12 protein-coding genes and 1 pseudogene are annotated in these 15713 nt (G+C 59.3%); 6 read left to right on the forward strand and 7 right to left on the reverse strand.

The window, feature by feature from the left end; translation table 11 throughout:
- Positions 1-188: 188 nt before the first annotated feature.
- Positions 189-944 carry a methyl-accepting chemotaxis protein gene (locus tag HU731_RS29030; RefSeq protein WP_371914724.1) on the reverse strand — a complete coding sequence of 252 codons (756 nt, stop codon included), beginning with the start codon at positions 942-944 and terminating at the stop codon, positions 189-191.
- 102 nt (positions 945-1046) lie between these two features.
- Positions 1047-2336 (reverse strand): annotated as a pseudogene (locus HU731_RS29035) (methyl-accepting chemotaxis protein); the annotation flags it as partial.
- A 228-nt stretch (positions 2337-2564) separates the two neighbouring features.
- On the opposite strand from HU731_RS29035, the gene HU731_RS25865 reads away from it, so the two are divergent.
- Together HU731_RS25865 and ctpM are read left to right on the forward strand one after the other, a co-directional pair.
- Entirely contained in the window at positions 2565-3884 is a 1320-nt protein-coding gene (locus HU731_RS25865; RefSeq protein WP_186608793.1) for a Na+/H+ antiporter family protein, read from the forward strand.
- A gap of 166 nt (positions 3885-4050) precedes the next feature.
- Positions 4051-5730, forward strand: a complete 1680-nt coding sequence (ctpM, locus tag HU731_RS29090) for a methyl-accepting chemotaxis protein CtpM (protein ID WP_032892489.1) — start codon at positions 4051-4053, stop codon at positions 5728-5730.
- Between the two features lie 22 nt (positions 5731-5752).
- Here ctpM and trhP read toward each other — a convergent pair whose 3' ends face one another.
- Complete coding sequence (gene trhP / locus HU731_RS25875) at positions 5753-7066, reverse strand: prephenate-dependent tRNA uridine(34) hydroxylase TrhP (RefSeq protein ID WP_186608750.1); 1314 nt, start codon at positions 7064-7066, stop codon at positions 5753-5755.
- Between the two features lie 171 nt (positions 7067-7237).
- On the opposite strand from trhP, the gene HU731_RS25880 reads away from it, so the two are divergent.
- Positions 7238-8305 (forward strand): AI-2E family transporter, encoded by a 1068-nt coding sequence (locus HU731_RS25880; RefSeq protein ID WP_019818663.1) that lies wholly within the window; start codon positions 7238-7240, stop codon positions 8303-8305.
- 3 nt (positions 8306-8308) lie between these two features.
- Here HU731_RS25880 and HU731_RS25885 read toward each other — a convergent pair whose 3' ends face one another.
- The 3 genes from HU731_RS25885 to HU731_RS25895 form a co-directional block, all read right to left on the reverse strand.
- Positions 8309-8491: a hypothetical protein gene (locus tag HU731_RS25885; RefSeq protein ID WP_003190283.1), complete on the reverse strand. Its 183-nt coding sequence runs from the start codon at positions 8489-8491 to the stop codon at positions 8309-8311.
- A 91-nt stretch (positions 8492-8582) separates the two neighbouring features.
- The gene (locus HU731_RS25890) at positions 8583-8777 is read right to left on the reverse strand and encodes a hypothetical protein (RefSeq protein ID WP_032892487.1); all 195 of its coding nucleotides are present in this window, start codon (positions 8775-8777) and stop codon (positions 8583-8585) included.
- A 234-nt stretch (positions 8778-9011) separates the two neighbouring features.
- Positions 9012-9386, reverse strand: coding sequence for a hypothetical protein (locus tag HU731_RS25895; protein ID WP_073525728.1), 375 nt, complete (start codon positions 9384-9386; stop codon positions 9012-9014).
- A gap of 156 nt (positions 9387-9542) precedes the next feature.
- On the opposite strand from HU731_RS25895, the gene HU731_RS25900 reads away from it, so the two are divergent.
- Entirely contained in the window at positions 9543-10361 is an 819-nt protein-coding gene (locus tag HU731_RS25900) for a shikimate 5-dehydrogenase (RefSeq protein ID WP_186608749.1), read from the forward strand.
- A 601-nt stretch (positions 10362-10962) separates the two neighbouring features.
- Here the strand turns inward: HU731_RS25900 and HU731_RS25905 are convergent.
- Complete coding sequence (locus tag HU731_RS25905; protein WP_186609497.1) at positions 10963-11613, reverse strand: YceH family protein; 651 nt, start codon at positions 11611-11613, stop codon at positions 10963-10965.
- Between the two features lie 116 nt (positions 11614-11729).
- On the opposite strand from HU731_RS25905, the gene HU731_RS25910 reads away from it, so the two are divergent.
- Complete coding sequence (locus tag HU731_RS25910; protein ID WP_186609495.1) at positions 11730-12239, forward strand: DUF1993 domain-containing protein; 510 nt, start codon at positions 11730-11732, stop codon at positions 12237-12239.
- 184 nt (positions 12240-12423) lie between these two features.
- The gene (locus HU731_RS25915; RefSeq protein ID WP_189661307.1) at positions 12424-15684 is read left to right on the forward strand and encodes a hypothetical protein; all 3261 of its coding nucleotides are present in this window, start codon (positions 12424-12426) and stop codon (positions 15682-15684) included.
- Positions 15685-15713 lie beyond the last annotated feature (29 nt).

A 15713-nucleotide genomic window follows, 5' to 3' on the forward strand; every position in this document is an offset into this window, starting at 1 on the left:
AATACCGAGGTGTCTGCATCGCCTACTGTAGGAGCGAGCTTGCTCGCGAAAAACGTCAACGATAACGCGTGCTTGCTGAGTGACCGCGGCGCCTGTGAGTTTTTCGCGAGCAAGCTCGCTCCTACAAAAAAACCTTAACTGACTGGCATTGGGGCAAGCCCGGCTCCCACAGAAAAGCCTTGCTACATTCAGACTCTGAACTGATCCATCAACCCCTGCTGCTGATTCGCAAGGCTGTTCAACGCCTGGCTGACCCGCGCCGATTCATTGGCCTGCTCCGACAACGACTCGGTCACATCGCGAATGGTCGCCACGTTGCTGTTGATCTCTTCGGCCACCGCGCTTTGCTCTTCGGCGGCGCTGGCGATTTGCAGGTTCATGTCGCTGATCACCGTGACCGCATCGCCAATCTGGCGCAAGGCGGTGACGGCCTGGCCGACCTGTTCGACGCTGCCCTGGGCCTGACGATAGCTGTTGCCCATGGAGCCGACCACGTCGCTGGTACCGGTTTGCAATTGTTCGATCACCAGGCGGGTTTCTTCCACCGATTCCTGGGTGCGCCGTGCCAGGTTGCGCACTTCGTCGGCGACCACGGCAAAACCGCGGCCGGCTTCACCGGCGCGAGCGGCTTCGATGGCGGCGTTGAGCGCCAACAGGTTGGTCTGCTCGGCGATGCCGCGAATCACTTCGAGCACCGAGCCGATCTGTTCGCTGTTGGCGGCCAAGCCTTCTACCTGGGCCATGGCAGTGCTCATGTCGGCGGCGAGCTCGCCAATGTTGACGGTGGTGCGGTCGATAACCGTCAAGCCTTGGCGAGTCGCCTGATCGGCATCTCGGGCGGCTTGGGCCGCCTGGGCGGCGCTGCGGGCCACGTCCTGGGCGGTGGCGCTCATTTCGTGGGACGCGGTAGCCACCTGATCCACCTGGCGGTACTGCTGCTCCATGCCGGCGCTGGTTTGCGTGGCAATGGCTGCGGACTGGTCGGCGGTGCCACGGGCGTCCTGCACCGAGCGTTTGACCTCGGCAATGATCGGCTGCAGCTTGTCGAGGAAGCGGTTGAACCAGCCGGCCAATTGGCCCAGTTCGTCCTGTTTGGCATAGGCCAGGCGCCGGGTCAGGTCGCCTTCGCCGCTGGCGATATCCTCAAGCATGTGCGCCACGCCAAGGATTGGCCGGGTCACGCTGCGCGCCATTAGCCACACCAGGATCAAGCCGACCACGGCGGCCAGCAGGCCCAGGCCCAGTTCCAGCAAGGTGCCTTTGGCGTTGTCGGCGTCCAGCTGATTTTTCAGCGCTTCGGCGGGGGCGACCAGGACTTGTTCCGGTACATCCAGCAATACGCCCCACGATTTACCGCCGGGAATCGGCGCAAAAGGCGCCAGAACCTTGAGTTGATGGTCGGTGCGCAGGCTGTGAGTCTGGGTACTGCTGGCCAAGGCACTGATCAACTGCGCGCCGCTGGCCGGGTCGACCTGCTCCAGGCGTTGGCTGAGTTTGCTGGCATCCGGGCTGTAGCCGGCCAATAAGCCAATCGGGCTGAGGATGCTGACCTGGGTCTGGCCGTCGTACAGTTTCTGGCTGGCCTGTTGGCTGACCGCCTGCAAGCTGTTGAGGTTGATGTCCACCGACAGCGAGGCGATGACTTTGCCATTGACCATCAGCGGGAACACGATGCTGGTCATCAGCACGTTCTGGCCGTCGATCACATAAAAATAAGGTTCGATCACGCAGGGTTTGAGGGTCGTGCGTGGGCAAGTGAACCAGGCGTTGGCTTTTTCACCGCTGGGGCCGATGGACGTATCGGCCATGTCGCTCTCGGGCAGCGCCATCGAGGTGATTTTGCCCGGTGTCGGTTGCGACCAATACAGGGCGAAACGGCCTTTGTCATTGCTGCCCAGTTCCGCCTGGTTGGCGAACAACTCGTCCTTGCCGTCCAGCGCATTGGCTTCGAACACCAGCGACAGGCCGAGCAGGTCGGGGTTGGCCTGCAGGGCGGCCCTGACCTGGCGGGTCAAGTCTTCACGGGTGTCGAAGGCATCGAGAAAGCGCTTTTCTGCCTGCTCGCGCAAAAACAGCACCTGGCGGGAAAAACCGTGGCCGTACTGGTAGGCATCCATGAACTGCTGGCGAATGCCCAGCGCCTGCACTTCGCCTTGGGCCTCGATGCGCGACTGGGCGGCTTCGTCGAGCATCTGCATGCTGGACGCCTTGACCTGCTGCGAGCTCTGCGCCATGCGATACAGCGACAGACCCACCAGCAGGGTCACGATCCCCAGCAGGCACAGGCCCGCCAGCAGGGTGATTTTCCATTGAATGGAGAGCTGCCTGAGCGACATCGGGACATCCTTACCTGAAAGCACATAGAGACAGCGTATCGGCCAGTGCCGGTAATTCTTTATCTGTGCAGAGGGCTTTGCCTCACCACAGTTTTTGACATGATAGCCCCGCTCCTGCAAAGTGCGCGCCCTCTAATAAGACCTCTTTCAAGCCTGCACGCCGGCAGCTTTCCCATGGGCCGCGCACGGGCATGCCTGTCTTTTTTGTTTCTGCTTGAGGTAACCATGATTAACGCAGTCATCGCCGCGGTCGGCACCATGCTGGTACTCAGCCTGTCCCGCGTGCACGTGGTCATCGCCATTATCGTCGGCGCCTTGGTGGGCGGCTTGACCGGTGGCCTGGGTATCGAGGCCACGCTCAAGGCCTTCAACGGCGGGCTGGGCGGCGGCGCAACCGTGGCCTTGTCCTACGCATTGCTCGGGGCTTTCGCCGTGGCGATTGCCAAGTCCGGGCTGGCCCATGCCCTGGCGGACAAAGCCTTGCTGCTGGTGGACCGCCAGGACGCCAGCGGTGGCAACCACGTCAAATGGCTGCTGATCGGCCTGTTGTGGGTGGTGGCGATTGCGTCGCAGAACATCTTGCCGATCCACATTGCGTTTATTCCGCTGCTGGTACCGCCGCTGCTGTACGTACTGACCAAGCTGCAGCTGGACCGTCGCCTGATCGCCTGCGTGATGACCTTCGGCCTGATCACCCCGTACATGTTTCTGCCGGTGGGCTTTGGCAATATCTTCCTCAATCAGATCCTGCTGGCCAACGTCGCCAAGAGCGGGGTGGATATCAGTGGGGTCAACGTCACCCACGCCATGGGCCTGCCGGCGCTGGGCATGGTGGTCGGCCTGCTGGTGGCGGTGTTGTTCAGCTACCGCAAAAAGCGTGTGTACGACCTGAAGAAAATCGAACGTGTCGAGCAAGTGGCGGTGCAGTACAACCCGCTGACCCTGCTGGTGGCCGGCCTGGCAATTGCCTCGGCGTTCATCATCCAGCTGTGGTTGGACTCGATGATCATCGGCGCCCTGGCCGGGTTCCTGATCTTCTCGGTGTCGGGCATCGTGCGCTGGCGCGACACCGATGACCTGTTCACCGAAGGCATGAAGATGATGGCGATGATCGGCTTCATCATGATCGCGTCCTCAGGCTTTGCCGAAGTGCTCAAGGCCACCGGTGACGTGAACTCGCTGGTGCAAGCCTCGGCGGCGTTCATCGGCCATAGCCGGGGCGTCGGGGCGTTGTTGATGTTGCTGGTGGGGTTGTTGGTGACCATGGGCATCGGCTCGTCGTTTTCCACGGTGCCGATCCTCGCGGCGATTTTCGTGCCGCTGTGTGTGCAGTTGGGCTTCAGCCCGGTGGCCATCGTGTGCATCGTTGGTACCGCCGGTGCCTTGGGCGACGCCGGTTCGCCTGCCTCGGACTCCACCCTCGGGCCCACCTCTGGCCTGAACATTGACGGCCAACACCACCACATCTGGGACACCGTGGTGCCGACCTTCCTGCATTACAACCTGCCGCTGCTGGCGTTCGGCTGGCTGGCCGCGATGACGCTCTGACGAGGTTCCTGTAGGAGCGAGCATGCTCGCGAAAAGCGTCAACGATAACGCGGGCAACCTGGCACCCCGCAGGGCTCTCAGGTTTTTCGCGAGCAAGCTCGCTCCTACAGAAATCGCTCACATGGCCGTTAACCTCTCAAGTCGCCACTAACAAGAGAGAAAAGCCATGCGTCTGAGTTTGAAGGCCAAAGTCTTGGCCCTTGCTGTCGTGCCGGTGTTGTTGTTTGCCGTGGTCATCAGCCTGACCACCGTGTGGATTCTGCAGGGCCAGGCCCGCAACGAAGTGGATGAAACCCGCCAGCGCCTGCTCAACGACGCCAAGGCCACCCTGCAAGGTTATGTCGAGGTGGCCATGACCACCATCAAGCCGCTCTACGACGCGGCAGCCCCCGGCGACAGCGCGGCGCGGGCGCAGGTGGTCAAGTTGCTGTCCAACACCAGCTACGGCAAAGACGGCTATTTCTTCGGCTACGACTCCGAGACCATCCGCCTGTTCAAGGGCAACAGCCCGGACGGCGTAGGCAAAAGCTTCAAGGACAACCGTGACCCCAACGGCGTCTACGTCAACCGCGACCTGGTCAAGGTCGGCAAGGACGGCACCCATTACCTGCAATACAGCTCGACCCAGCCCGGCCAGACCGAACTGGTGCCCAAGCTCGGCTATACCGAGTACCTGCCCAAGTGGGACATGGTGATCGGCACCTCGGTGAACCTCGATGGCATCGACGCCCAGGTGGCGGTGGTGCAGGCTAAAGTCGAGAAGCGCATGCAAGGCGTGCTGCTGAGCATCCTCGGCGTCGCCGTGGTGGTGTTGCTGGTGATCGCCGCCGTGGGCATGCTGCTGGCCAATACCATCTTGCGCCCGCTGCACCTGATGAAGGCCAACCTCGATGACATCGCCGCGGGTGAAGGCGACCTGACCCGCCGCCTGGCCATCACCAGCCAGGATGAACTCGGCGACCTGGCCGGTGCGTTCAACCGCTTTGTCGATAAGATCCACGGCCTGGTGCGCCAGATCACTGACATGACCGCTCAGCTCACCGGGTTGGTGAGCCAGGTGTCCGACCAGGCCCAGCGCTCCGAGCAGGCCATGGAACGCCAGCGCCACGAGACCGACCAGGTGGCCACCGCGATCAACCAGATGTCCTCGGCTGCCCACGAAGTGGCGCGCAGTGCCCAGGGCGCCGCCGTCGCCGCGCAGCAGACCGACGCCGAAGGCCAGGCAGCCAAGCGTGTAGTGGACGGCAGCATCGCGCAGATCCATGCGCTGGTGAACGACATCCGCAGCAGCGGCGTGTCCCTGGACAGCCTGCAGCAGGATGTGTCGTCAATCGTCAGCGTGCTCGGCGTGATCCGCTCCATCGCCGAACAAACCAACCTGTTGGCGCTCAACGCTGCCATCGAAGCCGCACGGGCCGGGGAGGCCGGGCGTGGCTTTGCCGTGGTCGCCGATGAAGTGCGTGCCCTTGCCAGTCGCACCCAAACCAGCACCCAGGAAATCCAGGGCATGATCGACCGCCTGCAAAAAGGCACCGAGGCGGCCGTGGACGCGATGCGCCGCTCCAGCGATGCCGGCGACGGCACCTCGGCCCAGGCCAATCAAGCCGGCGCGTCCCTGGACACCATGGCGCAGCTGATTGGCACCATCAACTCAATGAACGCCCAGATCGCCAGCGCCGCCGAGGAGCAGACCGCCGTGGCCGAAGAGATCAACCGCAGCGTGCATCAGATTGCCGTGGCGGTGGACAGCGTGGCGGACGAAACCCAGTTGGGCGCTCAGACGTCTCGCAGCCTGGCAGACCTGGGCCAGCGCCTTGGGCAGTTGGTGGGCCAGTTCAGGATCTGATCCTTTCAACCCTCGGCAGGGTTTAAACGTCGCGCATCAGCAAGCCAAAACGCAGGACCATCTGCGCCGGAATCGGCACATACACCGTATGCCCGTCCCCCGGCGCCACCTCGATGCCTTCGCCCTTGGCGTTATGCAGGCTCGCCAAGTCAAAATGAAAATTGCCAGCGGGCGTCATCAACTCCAGATGATCGCCCAGCGCAAAGCGATTCTTCACCTTCACCTCGGCCAACGCACCACGCCGCTCGCCGGTCAGTTCCCCGACAAACTGCTGGCGTTCGGAAACCGAGCTGCCGTTCTGGTAGTTCTGGTATTCGTCATGCACGTGGCGGCGCAGGAAACCTTCGGTGTAGCCACGTTGGGCCAGGGACTCGAGGTTGGTCATCAAACCGCGGTCAAACGCCCGGCCAGCCACTGCGTCGTCGATGGCCTGGCGGTACACCTGGGTGGTGCGCGCGCAGTAGAAGTGGGACTTGGTACGGCCTTCGATCTTCAATGAATGCACGCCCATCTGTGCCAGGCGCTCCACATGCTGCACGGCCCGCAGGTCCTTGGCGTTCATGATGTAGGTGCCGTGTTCGTCTTCGAAGGCGGGCATGGGGTCATCGGGGCGATTGGCCTCTTGTAGCAGGAACACCTGATCGGTGGGCGTGCCGATGCCCAATGTGGGTTGATATTCATGGACGATATCGCCAGTGACATTCTCCACTGCCGGCGTGGCCTGGTATTTCCAGCGGCAGGCATTGGTGCAAGTGCCCTGGTTGGCATCGCGCTTGTTCATGTAGCCCGACAGCAGGCACCGCCCGGAATAGGCCATGCACAAGGCGCCATGCACAAACACCTCCAACTCCATTGTCGGCACCTGCTGGCGGATTTCGCCGATCTCTTCCAGAGACAGCTCTCGCGACAGAATCACCCTACAGATACCTTGTTGCTGCCAGAACGCCACGCTGGCCCAGTTCACCGTATTGGCCTGTACCGACAGGTGGATCGGCATCTGTGGGAAGTGCTGGCGCACCAGCATGATTAACCCCGGATCAGACATGATCAGCGCATCCGGGCCCATGGCGATCACGGGGGCCAGGTCCTTGAGGAAGGTCTTGAGCTTGGCGTTGTGTGGCGCAATGTTCACCACCACGTAGAAGCGCTTGCCCTGGTCATGGGCTTCCTGGATGCCGAGGGCCAGGTTGGCGTGGTCGAACTCGTTGTTGCGCACCCGCAGGCTGTAGCGCGGCTGGCCGGCATAAACCGCATCGGCACCGTAGGCAAAGGCGTAGCGCATGTTTTTCAGGGTGCCGGCAGGGGCGAGCAGTTCGGGGGCAATCATGGAGGGCATGGCTGTGGGTCGCAAAAGGCGCGAGGGTAGTGCAGGGCCGGGCGCCGTTCATTGATCCACGTCTAAACATAGCGATCTATGCTTGTTCGATAAACAAGGGCACTCCCACGTTTGGCTGCGGACTAAGCAACAGGGCCGCGATCGGCCCTGTTTTTCTGACATGGACCGGACATGAACCAAACCAACCTGCAATTCAAAACCCTGTTGCTGCTACTGGCCCTGGTTACCGTGGCCTTTATCTGGATATTGCTGCCGTTCTACGGCGCGGTGTTCTGGGCCGTGATCCTGGGCATTATCTTTGCGCCGATGCAGCGCCGCCTGCAGCAGCGTTTTAGCTGGAACCGCAACCTGACCTCCCTGACCACCTTGATGGTGTGCCTGGTGATCGCGATTCTGCCGGTGATCATTACCAGTGCGCTGCTGGTGCAAGAGGGGGCCACGCTCTACAAAAACATCGAGAGCGGCAAACTCGACGTGGCGGGTTATATCGAGCAATTCAAGAACGTTCTACCGCCGTATTTCCAGCAATTGCTCGACCGCTTCGGCATGGGCAACCTCGAAGGGCTGCGGGAAAAGGTCGTCAAGGGCGCGATGCAGGGCAGTCAGTTCTTTGCCTCCCAGGCGTTCAGCTTCGGCCAGGGGACGTTTGATTTCCTGGTGAGCTTTTTCATCATGCTGTACCTGCTGTTTTTCTTGCTGCGCGACGGCCCGGAACTGGTACGCAAGGTGCGCACGGCAGTACCGTTGGCCGAGCCGCAAAAGCGTCGCCTGCAGCTCAAGTTCAACCGCGTGGTGCGCGCCACGGTCAAGGGCAACGTGTTGGTGGCCGTGACCCAAGGTGCGCTGGGTGGCTTGATTTTCTGGTTCCTGGACATCCCCAGTGCCTTGCTCTGGGCCGTGCTGATGGCGTTCCTGTCGCTGCTGCCCGCGGTGGGTGCCGGGCTGGTCTGGGGGCCGGTGGCGGTTTACTTCCTGTTGAGCGGTTCGATCTGGCAGGGCGTGGTGCTGGGGCTGTTCGGCGTGTTTGTGATCGGCCTGGTGGACAATGTGCTGCGCCCGATTCTGGTGGGCAAGGACACCAAGATGCCGGACTACCTGATCCTGATCTCGACCTTGGGCGGCCTCTCGGTGTTCGGCCTTAACGGCTTTGTCATCGGGCCGCTGGTGGCCGCGTTGTTCATGTCGTGCTGGGCGTTGTTCGTCGAAACCAAGCCGCGGGTCAAGTTGCCGTTGCCGTAACGTTCAGGCTTCTAGTCTGAAGTCGGTTGCCATCCGGCGTTGTGTTTCGGCATCGGATAACGACGTGAGCGGGCCGCTGATCGGCTCGCCATCGCGTACGACATACCAGCAGGCGAGCAAGCCCAGTTTGCGCAGCGGGGCGGGGACGGCGCTGCCGATGACGGACATGATTTGAACAGTGGGCATAAGTACCTCCAAACGTTATGGAGGTCACCTTACGGTTTGCTGGCGCCTGGGAAAAATCACCTGGCTCGATAGTCGACATCAACGCCAGGCGTTAATCCACCACCTGGTCGAGCATGTTCACCACCTCGTGCTCACTGAGCAGGCCCTTGCGCACCAGGTTTTCGGCCAGCAATGCCAGGAACTTGGCGTTGCGATGGCCTTCAAGGTGCTTGAGTTCAGTCAAGGCGCTGTAGACCTTGCTGGAGGTGCACAGGCCGGCGGTGCGGTGCGGGTTTTGTGTGGGCATGGTCAATCGTCCTTAATTGTTATTGGCTGGACTGGGTCGATAGTGCGACTGTTTTGTGACGCAAACATGACAGCGCAGCCCGCAATCGATCAAGAGGATATTTGACGCTTATGATGTGGGATTGGCGCTCGTGCGTTGTTCTCACAGCGACACTGGCAGGATAAATCCGGACTTCCCAGGCAAAAAAAGGCCCCGCGTGTGGGCGAGGCCTGTGGGGGCAACGGGTATTAGAACTTACCAACCGCGGCGGTAGTAACCGTGGGGCGGGCCGTAGTAGCCACGAGGCGGTCCATAATAACCGCGCGGTGGGCCGTAGTAGACGGGCGCCGGGCGGTAGTAAACCTGCTGTTGCACATACACCGGTGGCGGTGGCGCGTAGTAAACCGGCGGCGGAGCGGCGTAAACCGGCTGCGGCTGAACATACACCGGTTGTTGCACGTACACCTCACGCGGCTGGCTGGCAACCACAGAGCCGACTACCGCTGCGCCGACAAGCGCACCGAACACGGCCGGGCCACCCCAACCACCACCGTGGGCGGAAGCTTGGCCGGCCATCGCGAGTGCGCCGATAAGCAAGGCGATCCTGGGGAGTTTACGCATGATGGTCATTCCTCAATTAGCCCCTGCGCTTGTGGTCTGCAATCAATAGACTCAAGGATTGTCGCGGGGATACTTTTAAGACAACGTATTTCGAGAAAACAGCACCGCCACTGGGTAAAGGTTGTGTAAGGTCTGTACCGATTTGCTTACTTCAAGGAGTTATCCATGCAGATGCACCCCAATAAAGACACCCAACTGTGCATGTCACTGTCGGCGCGCCCTGGGAACTTTGGCCTGCGTTTTCATAACCACCTGTACGAACAGCTGGGTCTGAATTTTTACTATAAAGCCTTCAGCAGCCAGGACTTGCCCGGCGCGATCGGCGGCCTCCGCGCCCTTGGCGTGCGGGGTTGCGGGGTGTCCATGCCGTTCAAGGAAGCCGCCATTGCCTTGGTGGACGAACTTGATGAGTCGGTTCAAGCCATTGATTCCCTGAACACCATCGTCAACACCAACGGTCACCTCAAGGCTTACAACACCGATTACATCGCCATCGAACAATTGCTGAAAAAGCACGCGGTGCCCAAAGACTCCAGCTTCGCCCTGCGCGGCAGCGGCGGTATGGCCAAGGCGGTCGCCAGTGCCTTGCGTGATGGGGGTTATGCCAACGGTGTGATCGTGGCGCGCAACGAGGCCGCGGGCCAGGCATTGGCCAGGAACCTGGGGTATGCGTGGCAGGCGGATCTGGGTAGCCTGCGGCCACAGATGCTGATCAACGTGACGCCCATCGGCATGACCGGCGGGGCGGAGGCGGATGCGTTGGCGTTTGAGCCTGAGGCAATCGATCAGGCGGAGACTGTCTTCGATGTGGTGGCGATCCCGGCGGAAACGCCGTTGATCGTGCGGGGGCGTGCGCAGGGCAAGCGGGTGATTACCGGGCTGGAAGTGATCGCTATCCAGGCGTTGGAGCAGTTTGTGCTTTATACCGGCGTGCGGCCTACGCAGGAGCAGTTCGAGGCCGCGGTGGCTTTCGCCCGCAGCTAAAGCCTTACGCACAACCATTGTGGGAACTGGCTTGCCTGCGATGGCGGCCTGCCAGGCGACACCTATCTACCTGACACGCGACGATCCAACTGTGGGAGCTGGCTTGCCTGCGATGGCGGCCTGAAAGCCAACAGCTATCCACCTGACACCCCACGATCCAACTGTGGGAGCGGGCTTGCTCGCGAAGGCGGCCTGGCAGTCAACACAGTTGGACCGTGTACATATCCATTCCTGCGGTAACGGCCACCTAGGGTTCCGCTCTGACAGCGGCTCACTTTTGAAAAGAGCCCAAAAGTAAGCAAAAGGCTCTTGCCCCACCACTCGGCACCTCGCTTAGGCTCGGTGTGCCCGTAATCCGCCAGTGATTTGGGGGGCCGCCGCCACGCGCCATCCATGGCGCGGGGCGGCTAAACCGGCATCCCTGCCGGTTTACCCCCCAAATCCCTGTCGAATTCCGGCCAGCGTGGTTTAACGGGGCGCCTGAGATCAAAAGCAGATCAAGAGCGGCTCGCTTCGCATCGTGGTTACCGTCGTTCACCTCAGAGTTGTGTCGATACCTATGGCTATCGCAGGCAAGCCAGCTCCCACATCTTTATTTGCGTTATGCCTGTTCCAGCTGTGCCAGCCGTTCTTCCAGCGCCGCAATCCGCGCTTCCAGCTCTTCAATCCGTTCCACCGAAACAGCGCCCGCGCTACGCTCCACTGGGTTCCCCCTTGCGGTCATAATCGCTTCAATATCCGCCGGGTCGCCGAGCGCATGGGTATACCGGTCTTCTCGCTGCCCCGCCTGGCGCGGCACCAGCAGCGCCAGGCCTCGTGCAATCAGGCGTTCCAGTTGATGCACGACTTGTTCGGCATCCTCGAAATCATGCATGCGCCCACTGCGGGTGAGCAGCTCATTGACGGTCTGCGGCCCCCGCAAAAACAGCAGCCCGGTCAGGATCACCTGGGCCGGCACCAGCTCCAGGGCCTTGTCCACACGGTGCTCCCAGCGGTCGGCGCGGCTGCCCATCACCAGGCGCGTGAAGCCTTGGCCTTCGAGCGCGCGCAGGCTCTGGCCGACCTGGCCTTGGCTGAGGTTCATCACCGGCTCGCGGCTGGTCTTCTGGTTGCAGGCCAGCACCAGGGCGTTGAGGGTGAGGGGGTAGGTTTCCGGGTTGGTCGCCTGTTTTTCGATCAGGCAGCCCAGGACGCGGATTTCCGTGCTGTTCAGGCGCGGCTCAGGGGTGTCGGTGTCGTGCTCGGCGGTCATCGCGCTTTCCCTATGCAGTGAAGCCCCTTAGCCTAAGCTTGAAAAAATAAAAGACAAGCGCCAGGCATGGCTATAATCGCGGCTGGTTCCAACCCCGCCATTACCGTGAGACTGTCATGACTATTTCCCTGTACGCCGCCTCCATCCCGGTCTTCAAGCAAATGCTCACCGCCCTCAGCGATGTGCTGAACAAAGCCGAAGCCCACGCCAGCGCCAAGAACATCGAGCCCAATGTCTTGCTGCAAGCGCGCCTGTTCCCGGACATGTTCCCGTTGGTGCGCCAGGTGCAGATCGCCGTGGACTTCGCCAAAGGTGTGTCCGCACGTCTGGCCGAGATCGAAGTACCCAAGTACGAAGACAGCGAAGTCACCTTTGCCGACCTGCAAGCGCTGATCGCCAAAGTCCTGGCCTTTGTCGACACCATCAAGCCCGAGCAGATCGACGGCAAGGAAGGCATCGAGATCGTCACCCGCCCCGGCACCCCGAAAGAGAAGCGCTTCAGCGGCCAGTCCTACCTGCTGACCTACGGCCTGCCGCAGTTCTTCTTCCACGTCACCACCACTTATGCGCTGCTGCGTCATAACGGCGTGGAAGTGGGCAAGCGCGATTACATGGGCGCGTTCTAAACGCAAGGTTCAATAAAAACCTGGGGTTGTTCTTTTACGAACAGCTCCAGGTTTTTTTATGCAGGGTTGTTTTATACCAAGCTTATAATTTGTTACGCATTTCGACGCAACCAATACCCAGAAATATCTCACTCATGGGCGCCTATAAAACTTTCTAGTAAAGAACTTGGAGCCTACAAACGACATGCCCCTTTCTCCCATCGCAGCCACTTCGATTACAAAAAACTCGTATTCCGAGGCAGCACTGGATACCGCGAAGAATCGAGGTGATTCTTCCTCGAATTCGGTTGCGGTGAGCCGCACCCGCCGAGAGGTGCCGGGTAATGAAACGTCCTCCCACACCTCTGCGCGGGATCAAGCCAACAGTGAACTCGCAGCCCTTTATAGTGAGGTGTTGGAGGGCCGGACACGTGATGAAGAAACGATCATCCCGAATATTCCGCACGCTTCATCGTTCGGCCAGTGGCGAGCGCAGCTACGTAATACCCTTAACGACAAGGACTTTTTAACCTGGCTTAAGTCGGAGGGTTATGATCCATCCTCCCTCAAGATTAATTCTGACGGCGGGCTGAGTGTCAGAAAAAATGGCGTGCTTACCTTATTTACCTTAAAAGACAACTCACCTTGGGCAACCTTTGCCGGGCCGATTCTGGCCGCGCTAAAAGCTTATGCGCCCGATGGCATCAGTTACTCGGACCTGCAGGCCGAGAGTGCGCCGCTCAAGCAGGTAGCCCAATTCTATGGCGAGACGATTCATAACGACTTCACCGAAGATCGACAACGTGTCCGAGAGTTGCAAAGCAATAATGGGTTTGCCACCTCAGGGGTGGGTGAGGCGCGTACTGAAGAAGCGCTGGTGGCGCAAAAACAGCAGCTTGCCAACAAACGTGACCTGGATACTTTCAGGGATGCTTTGACCAAAGCATATGTGGGAGCGGACGAGTATTTGGATAACCAAGCCTCATTGCATGACTACACTCATCGCCTTCTTCCCGAGCCGCCAGTTTATGATCGTGAAGCTGGACTGCGATCCTATCTTCAATCGCAACAAATCAAGCTGGATCCTGACTCCGGCTTTCGTCTGGATAACCAACCCATGGCAGGGCGGCAGGTGAACCTCTTGCAGTTCATGACGGGTAATGGTTGGGAGCACCCCGTTGATAAAGCCGACATAAAAAACATGGCCCTTGAGTTGTTACGCCCTGTCGAGTATCGACAATTGCATGGTGATTTGGGGGGCGGGTTATCGTGGCCAACACCGCTGGATACGTCGCAACAGCAGGCGATCTACGACGCTGTTTCCTATAACGCAATGGCGTTGCCTGAGTTCGACTCGTTAACATTGAGCCAGAACGCTTTCGGTTATTTGACGCAAGGTATCCAGTGGTCTGAAGCTGAGCTGAAAGATCCCCGGCAAGCGATCCTCAGGCTTTTGCAAAGCCCCGCCGCGCGTGCCATGGGCGAAGCCTTGCGTACCAAGTTTGACGGCGCAGGCAGTGCTGAGGATTGGGCGCTTTCGGCTCTGCAGATAGGTCTCAACCAGGATGCATTGTTCAAGCCTGACGAAAAGAACAAGGTGGCCGGGTTTGATTTGTCGGCGCGCGAGAATTGGGGTAAGCCGCTGTCTTTTGTCCTTGAGGGGCTAACCGAGCATCTGCGCAAGTCATATGGCCACAACGCTGCGTTGGCAGCCTACCTGCTGTTGTCGCACCACGCCCCGGAGTTACTGGTCAAAAACATCCCTGACAGTGTGACTTACGGTTCCCCGGCCTGGGTCAGCTTGAAAGCCATCGTTGCCAAATCCGAGATGCGCAATCCGGGGGCGGCGGCGACTAAAACTTATGAGCAGCTGCTCAAAGACGATCTGGACCCCATTACCGACGCTGAAAAAAAAGTGCAAGCGCTGGCTGGGAGGGAAGGCCTGATTCACTGGGCTGTGGCGGATGGATCCATTGAAAAACGGGCAGATAACAATTACACGGATGAAGAAGTAGAACGTGCTGTGACCCTCGCCAGTGAGCGTTTCGACACCTTGATACAAGCTTCAGAAGCTCAACGCACCGAATTAGCCACGCGCCATGCACTGGCGCTCAATGCGCTGAAGGAGAAATTTCCCGTAGAAGAATACGGGGTGATAGATTTTGAGAAGAAAACAATCTACCCCAAAGTACGGGATCGTGATTTACAAGGCCCTTACTCGATACTGGATATCTTTTTGCAGCCGCAGCAGCATGTGGAGTGGTATTCCAATGACCCTACCGTTCCTATTGAAAAAATATCCCATGAGCTCAAGTTTATGCCGTCGCCCAATGAGCTGTTTGAAAAGCAAGCTGTCGATTATTACGACGGGCTTAAAGGCGCTATGAAGGTTACCGTACAACACCAATTATCACTGCTGCCTGAGGAGGATAAGGAGGCGCTGCAGTATGGTGAGCTGAAAATTTATGGGGAAGAGAAGGTGACTCGAACCATTACCGACACAGGCACTGGAATTCAGCGCCGTGTCAAAAAAGTTGAAGACGCCAAAAGCAGCTCCGTATTTATCGAAGCCCTGCATAAAGGCAGTAGACGAGTTTATGAATTCAATCCATCGACAGAGGGGTGGAGGCATCGAGCAGATTTGACTGATGGTGTGAAGGTTGGGCTACAGGGCGACTGGGCTGAAATGGCTACGGGTGAGGAAGGGGTGAGAGCTATATCAAACACCCAAGTGAGTGAAATGACAGCCGACAACTCGACAGACACCAAGGAACGAGAACCCAAGCCTCAAACTTCAACAACCATACACACCTTCACCTCGGCGAGAACGCAGCACATAGCCGATGCCGTTACGCGCCATTTTTTCAGTAATAAAGAGCGTGAACAGTTGGCCAGCGGAGCCAGAGGCGTTACCACATTCGATACTGAAGTGACGGAGTTCGAAAAAATACAAGCTGTTACCCGTGCGCTGATACCAGGTGCAGCGGCGCTACACAGTTTTCAGCAGGGCAGAGTCGGTGAAGGGCTTAAGTTTCTTGCATTCGATATATTCGGCTTCGTTGTCGCCGGTGCCGGAGCCCTCGGTAAGATTTCCAAAATAGCGAAGGTGGGCGGGACGCTCGGGAAAGGAGGCGTTGTAGGCAGGCTGGGTCGGGCATTTGTCAGAGCTGCCAATCCGTTTGCAGGGGGGGCTGCCATTGGAACCAGAGGCCTTACAACTTACTCCTCGATCGCGGGCAAAGGGAGCCTTACCTGGAAAGTGATTTCGGCTAATCAAAGTGTGGACAGGGTCTATCAGCACAAGCCCAAAGACGTGATAGAAGGCACTTATCAGGGCGCCGATACATCAAAGGTCATGGCTCAGTTAGATGACATCACTGGTAAGTGGTACCGAGTCGATCCGAAAACGAACAAGCGATATGGGACACCTCTTCAGGGATTCACTGCGCAAAACTCCCCGACTTAACCTCAATACTTTCTAACCCTCGTCATAAA

The sequence above is a fragment of the Pseudomonas salmasensis genome (assembly GCF_014268375.2).
Classification (GTDB): domain Bacteria; phylum Pseudomonadota; class Gammaproteobacteria; order Pseudomonadales; family Pseudomonadaceae; genus Aquipseudomonas; species Aquipseudomonas salmasensis.

What these genes read in the sequence shown, in the direction of transcription:
- HU731_RS29030 (WP_371914724.1), bottom strand. Translation starts at nt 944, where the DNA reads ATGGAGCAGCAGTACCGCCAGGTGGATCAGGTGGCTACCGCGTCCCAC.
- ctpM (WP_032892489.1), top strand. Translation starts at nt 4,051, where the DNA reads ATGCGTCTGAGTTTGAAGGCCAAAGTCTTGGCCCTTGCTGTCGTGCCG.
- trhP (WP_186608750.1), bottom strand. Translation starts at nt 7,066, where the DNA reads ATGCCCTCCATGATTGCCCCCGAACTGCTCGCCCCTGCCGGCACCCTG.
- HU731_RS25880 (WP_019818663.1), top strand. Translation starts at nt 7,238, where the DNA reads ATGAACCAAACCAACCTGCAATTCAAAACCCTGTTGCTGCTACTGGCC.
- HU731_RS25885 (WP_003190283.1), bottom strand. Translation starts at nt 8,491, where the DNA reads ATGCCCACTGTTCAAATCATGTCCGTCATCGGCAGCGCCGTCCCCGCC.
- HU731_RS25890 (WP_032892487.1), bottom strand. Translation starts at nt 8,777, where the DNA reads ATGCCCACACAAAACCCGCACCGCACCGCCGGCCTGTGCACCTCCAGC.
- HU731_RS25895 (WP_073525728.1), bottom strand. Translation starts at nt 9,386, where the DNA reads ATGACCATCATGCGTAAACTCCCCAGGATCGCCTTGCTTATCGGCGCA.
- HU731_RS25900 (WP_186608749.1), top strand. Translation starts at nt 9,543, where the DNA reads ATGCAGATGCACCCCAATAAAGACACCCAACTGTGCATGTCACTGTCG.
- HU731_RS25905 (WP_186609497.1), bottom strand. Translation starts at nt 11,613, where the DNA reads ATGACCGCCGAGCACGACACCGACACCCCTGAGCCGCGCCTGAACAGC.
- HU731_RS25910 (WP_186609495.1), top strand. Translation starts at nt 11,730, where the DNA reads ATGACTATTTCCCTGTACGCCGCCTCCATCCCGGTCTTCAAGCAAATG.
- HU731_RS25915 (WP_189661307.1), top strand. Translation starts at nt 12,424, where the DNA reads ATGCCCCTTTCTCCCATCGCAGCCACTTCGATTACAAAAAACTCGTAT.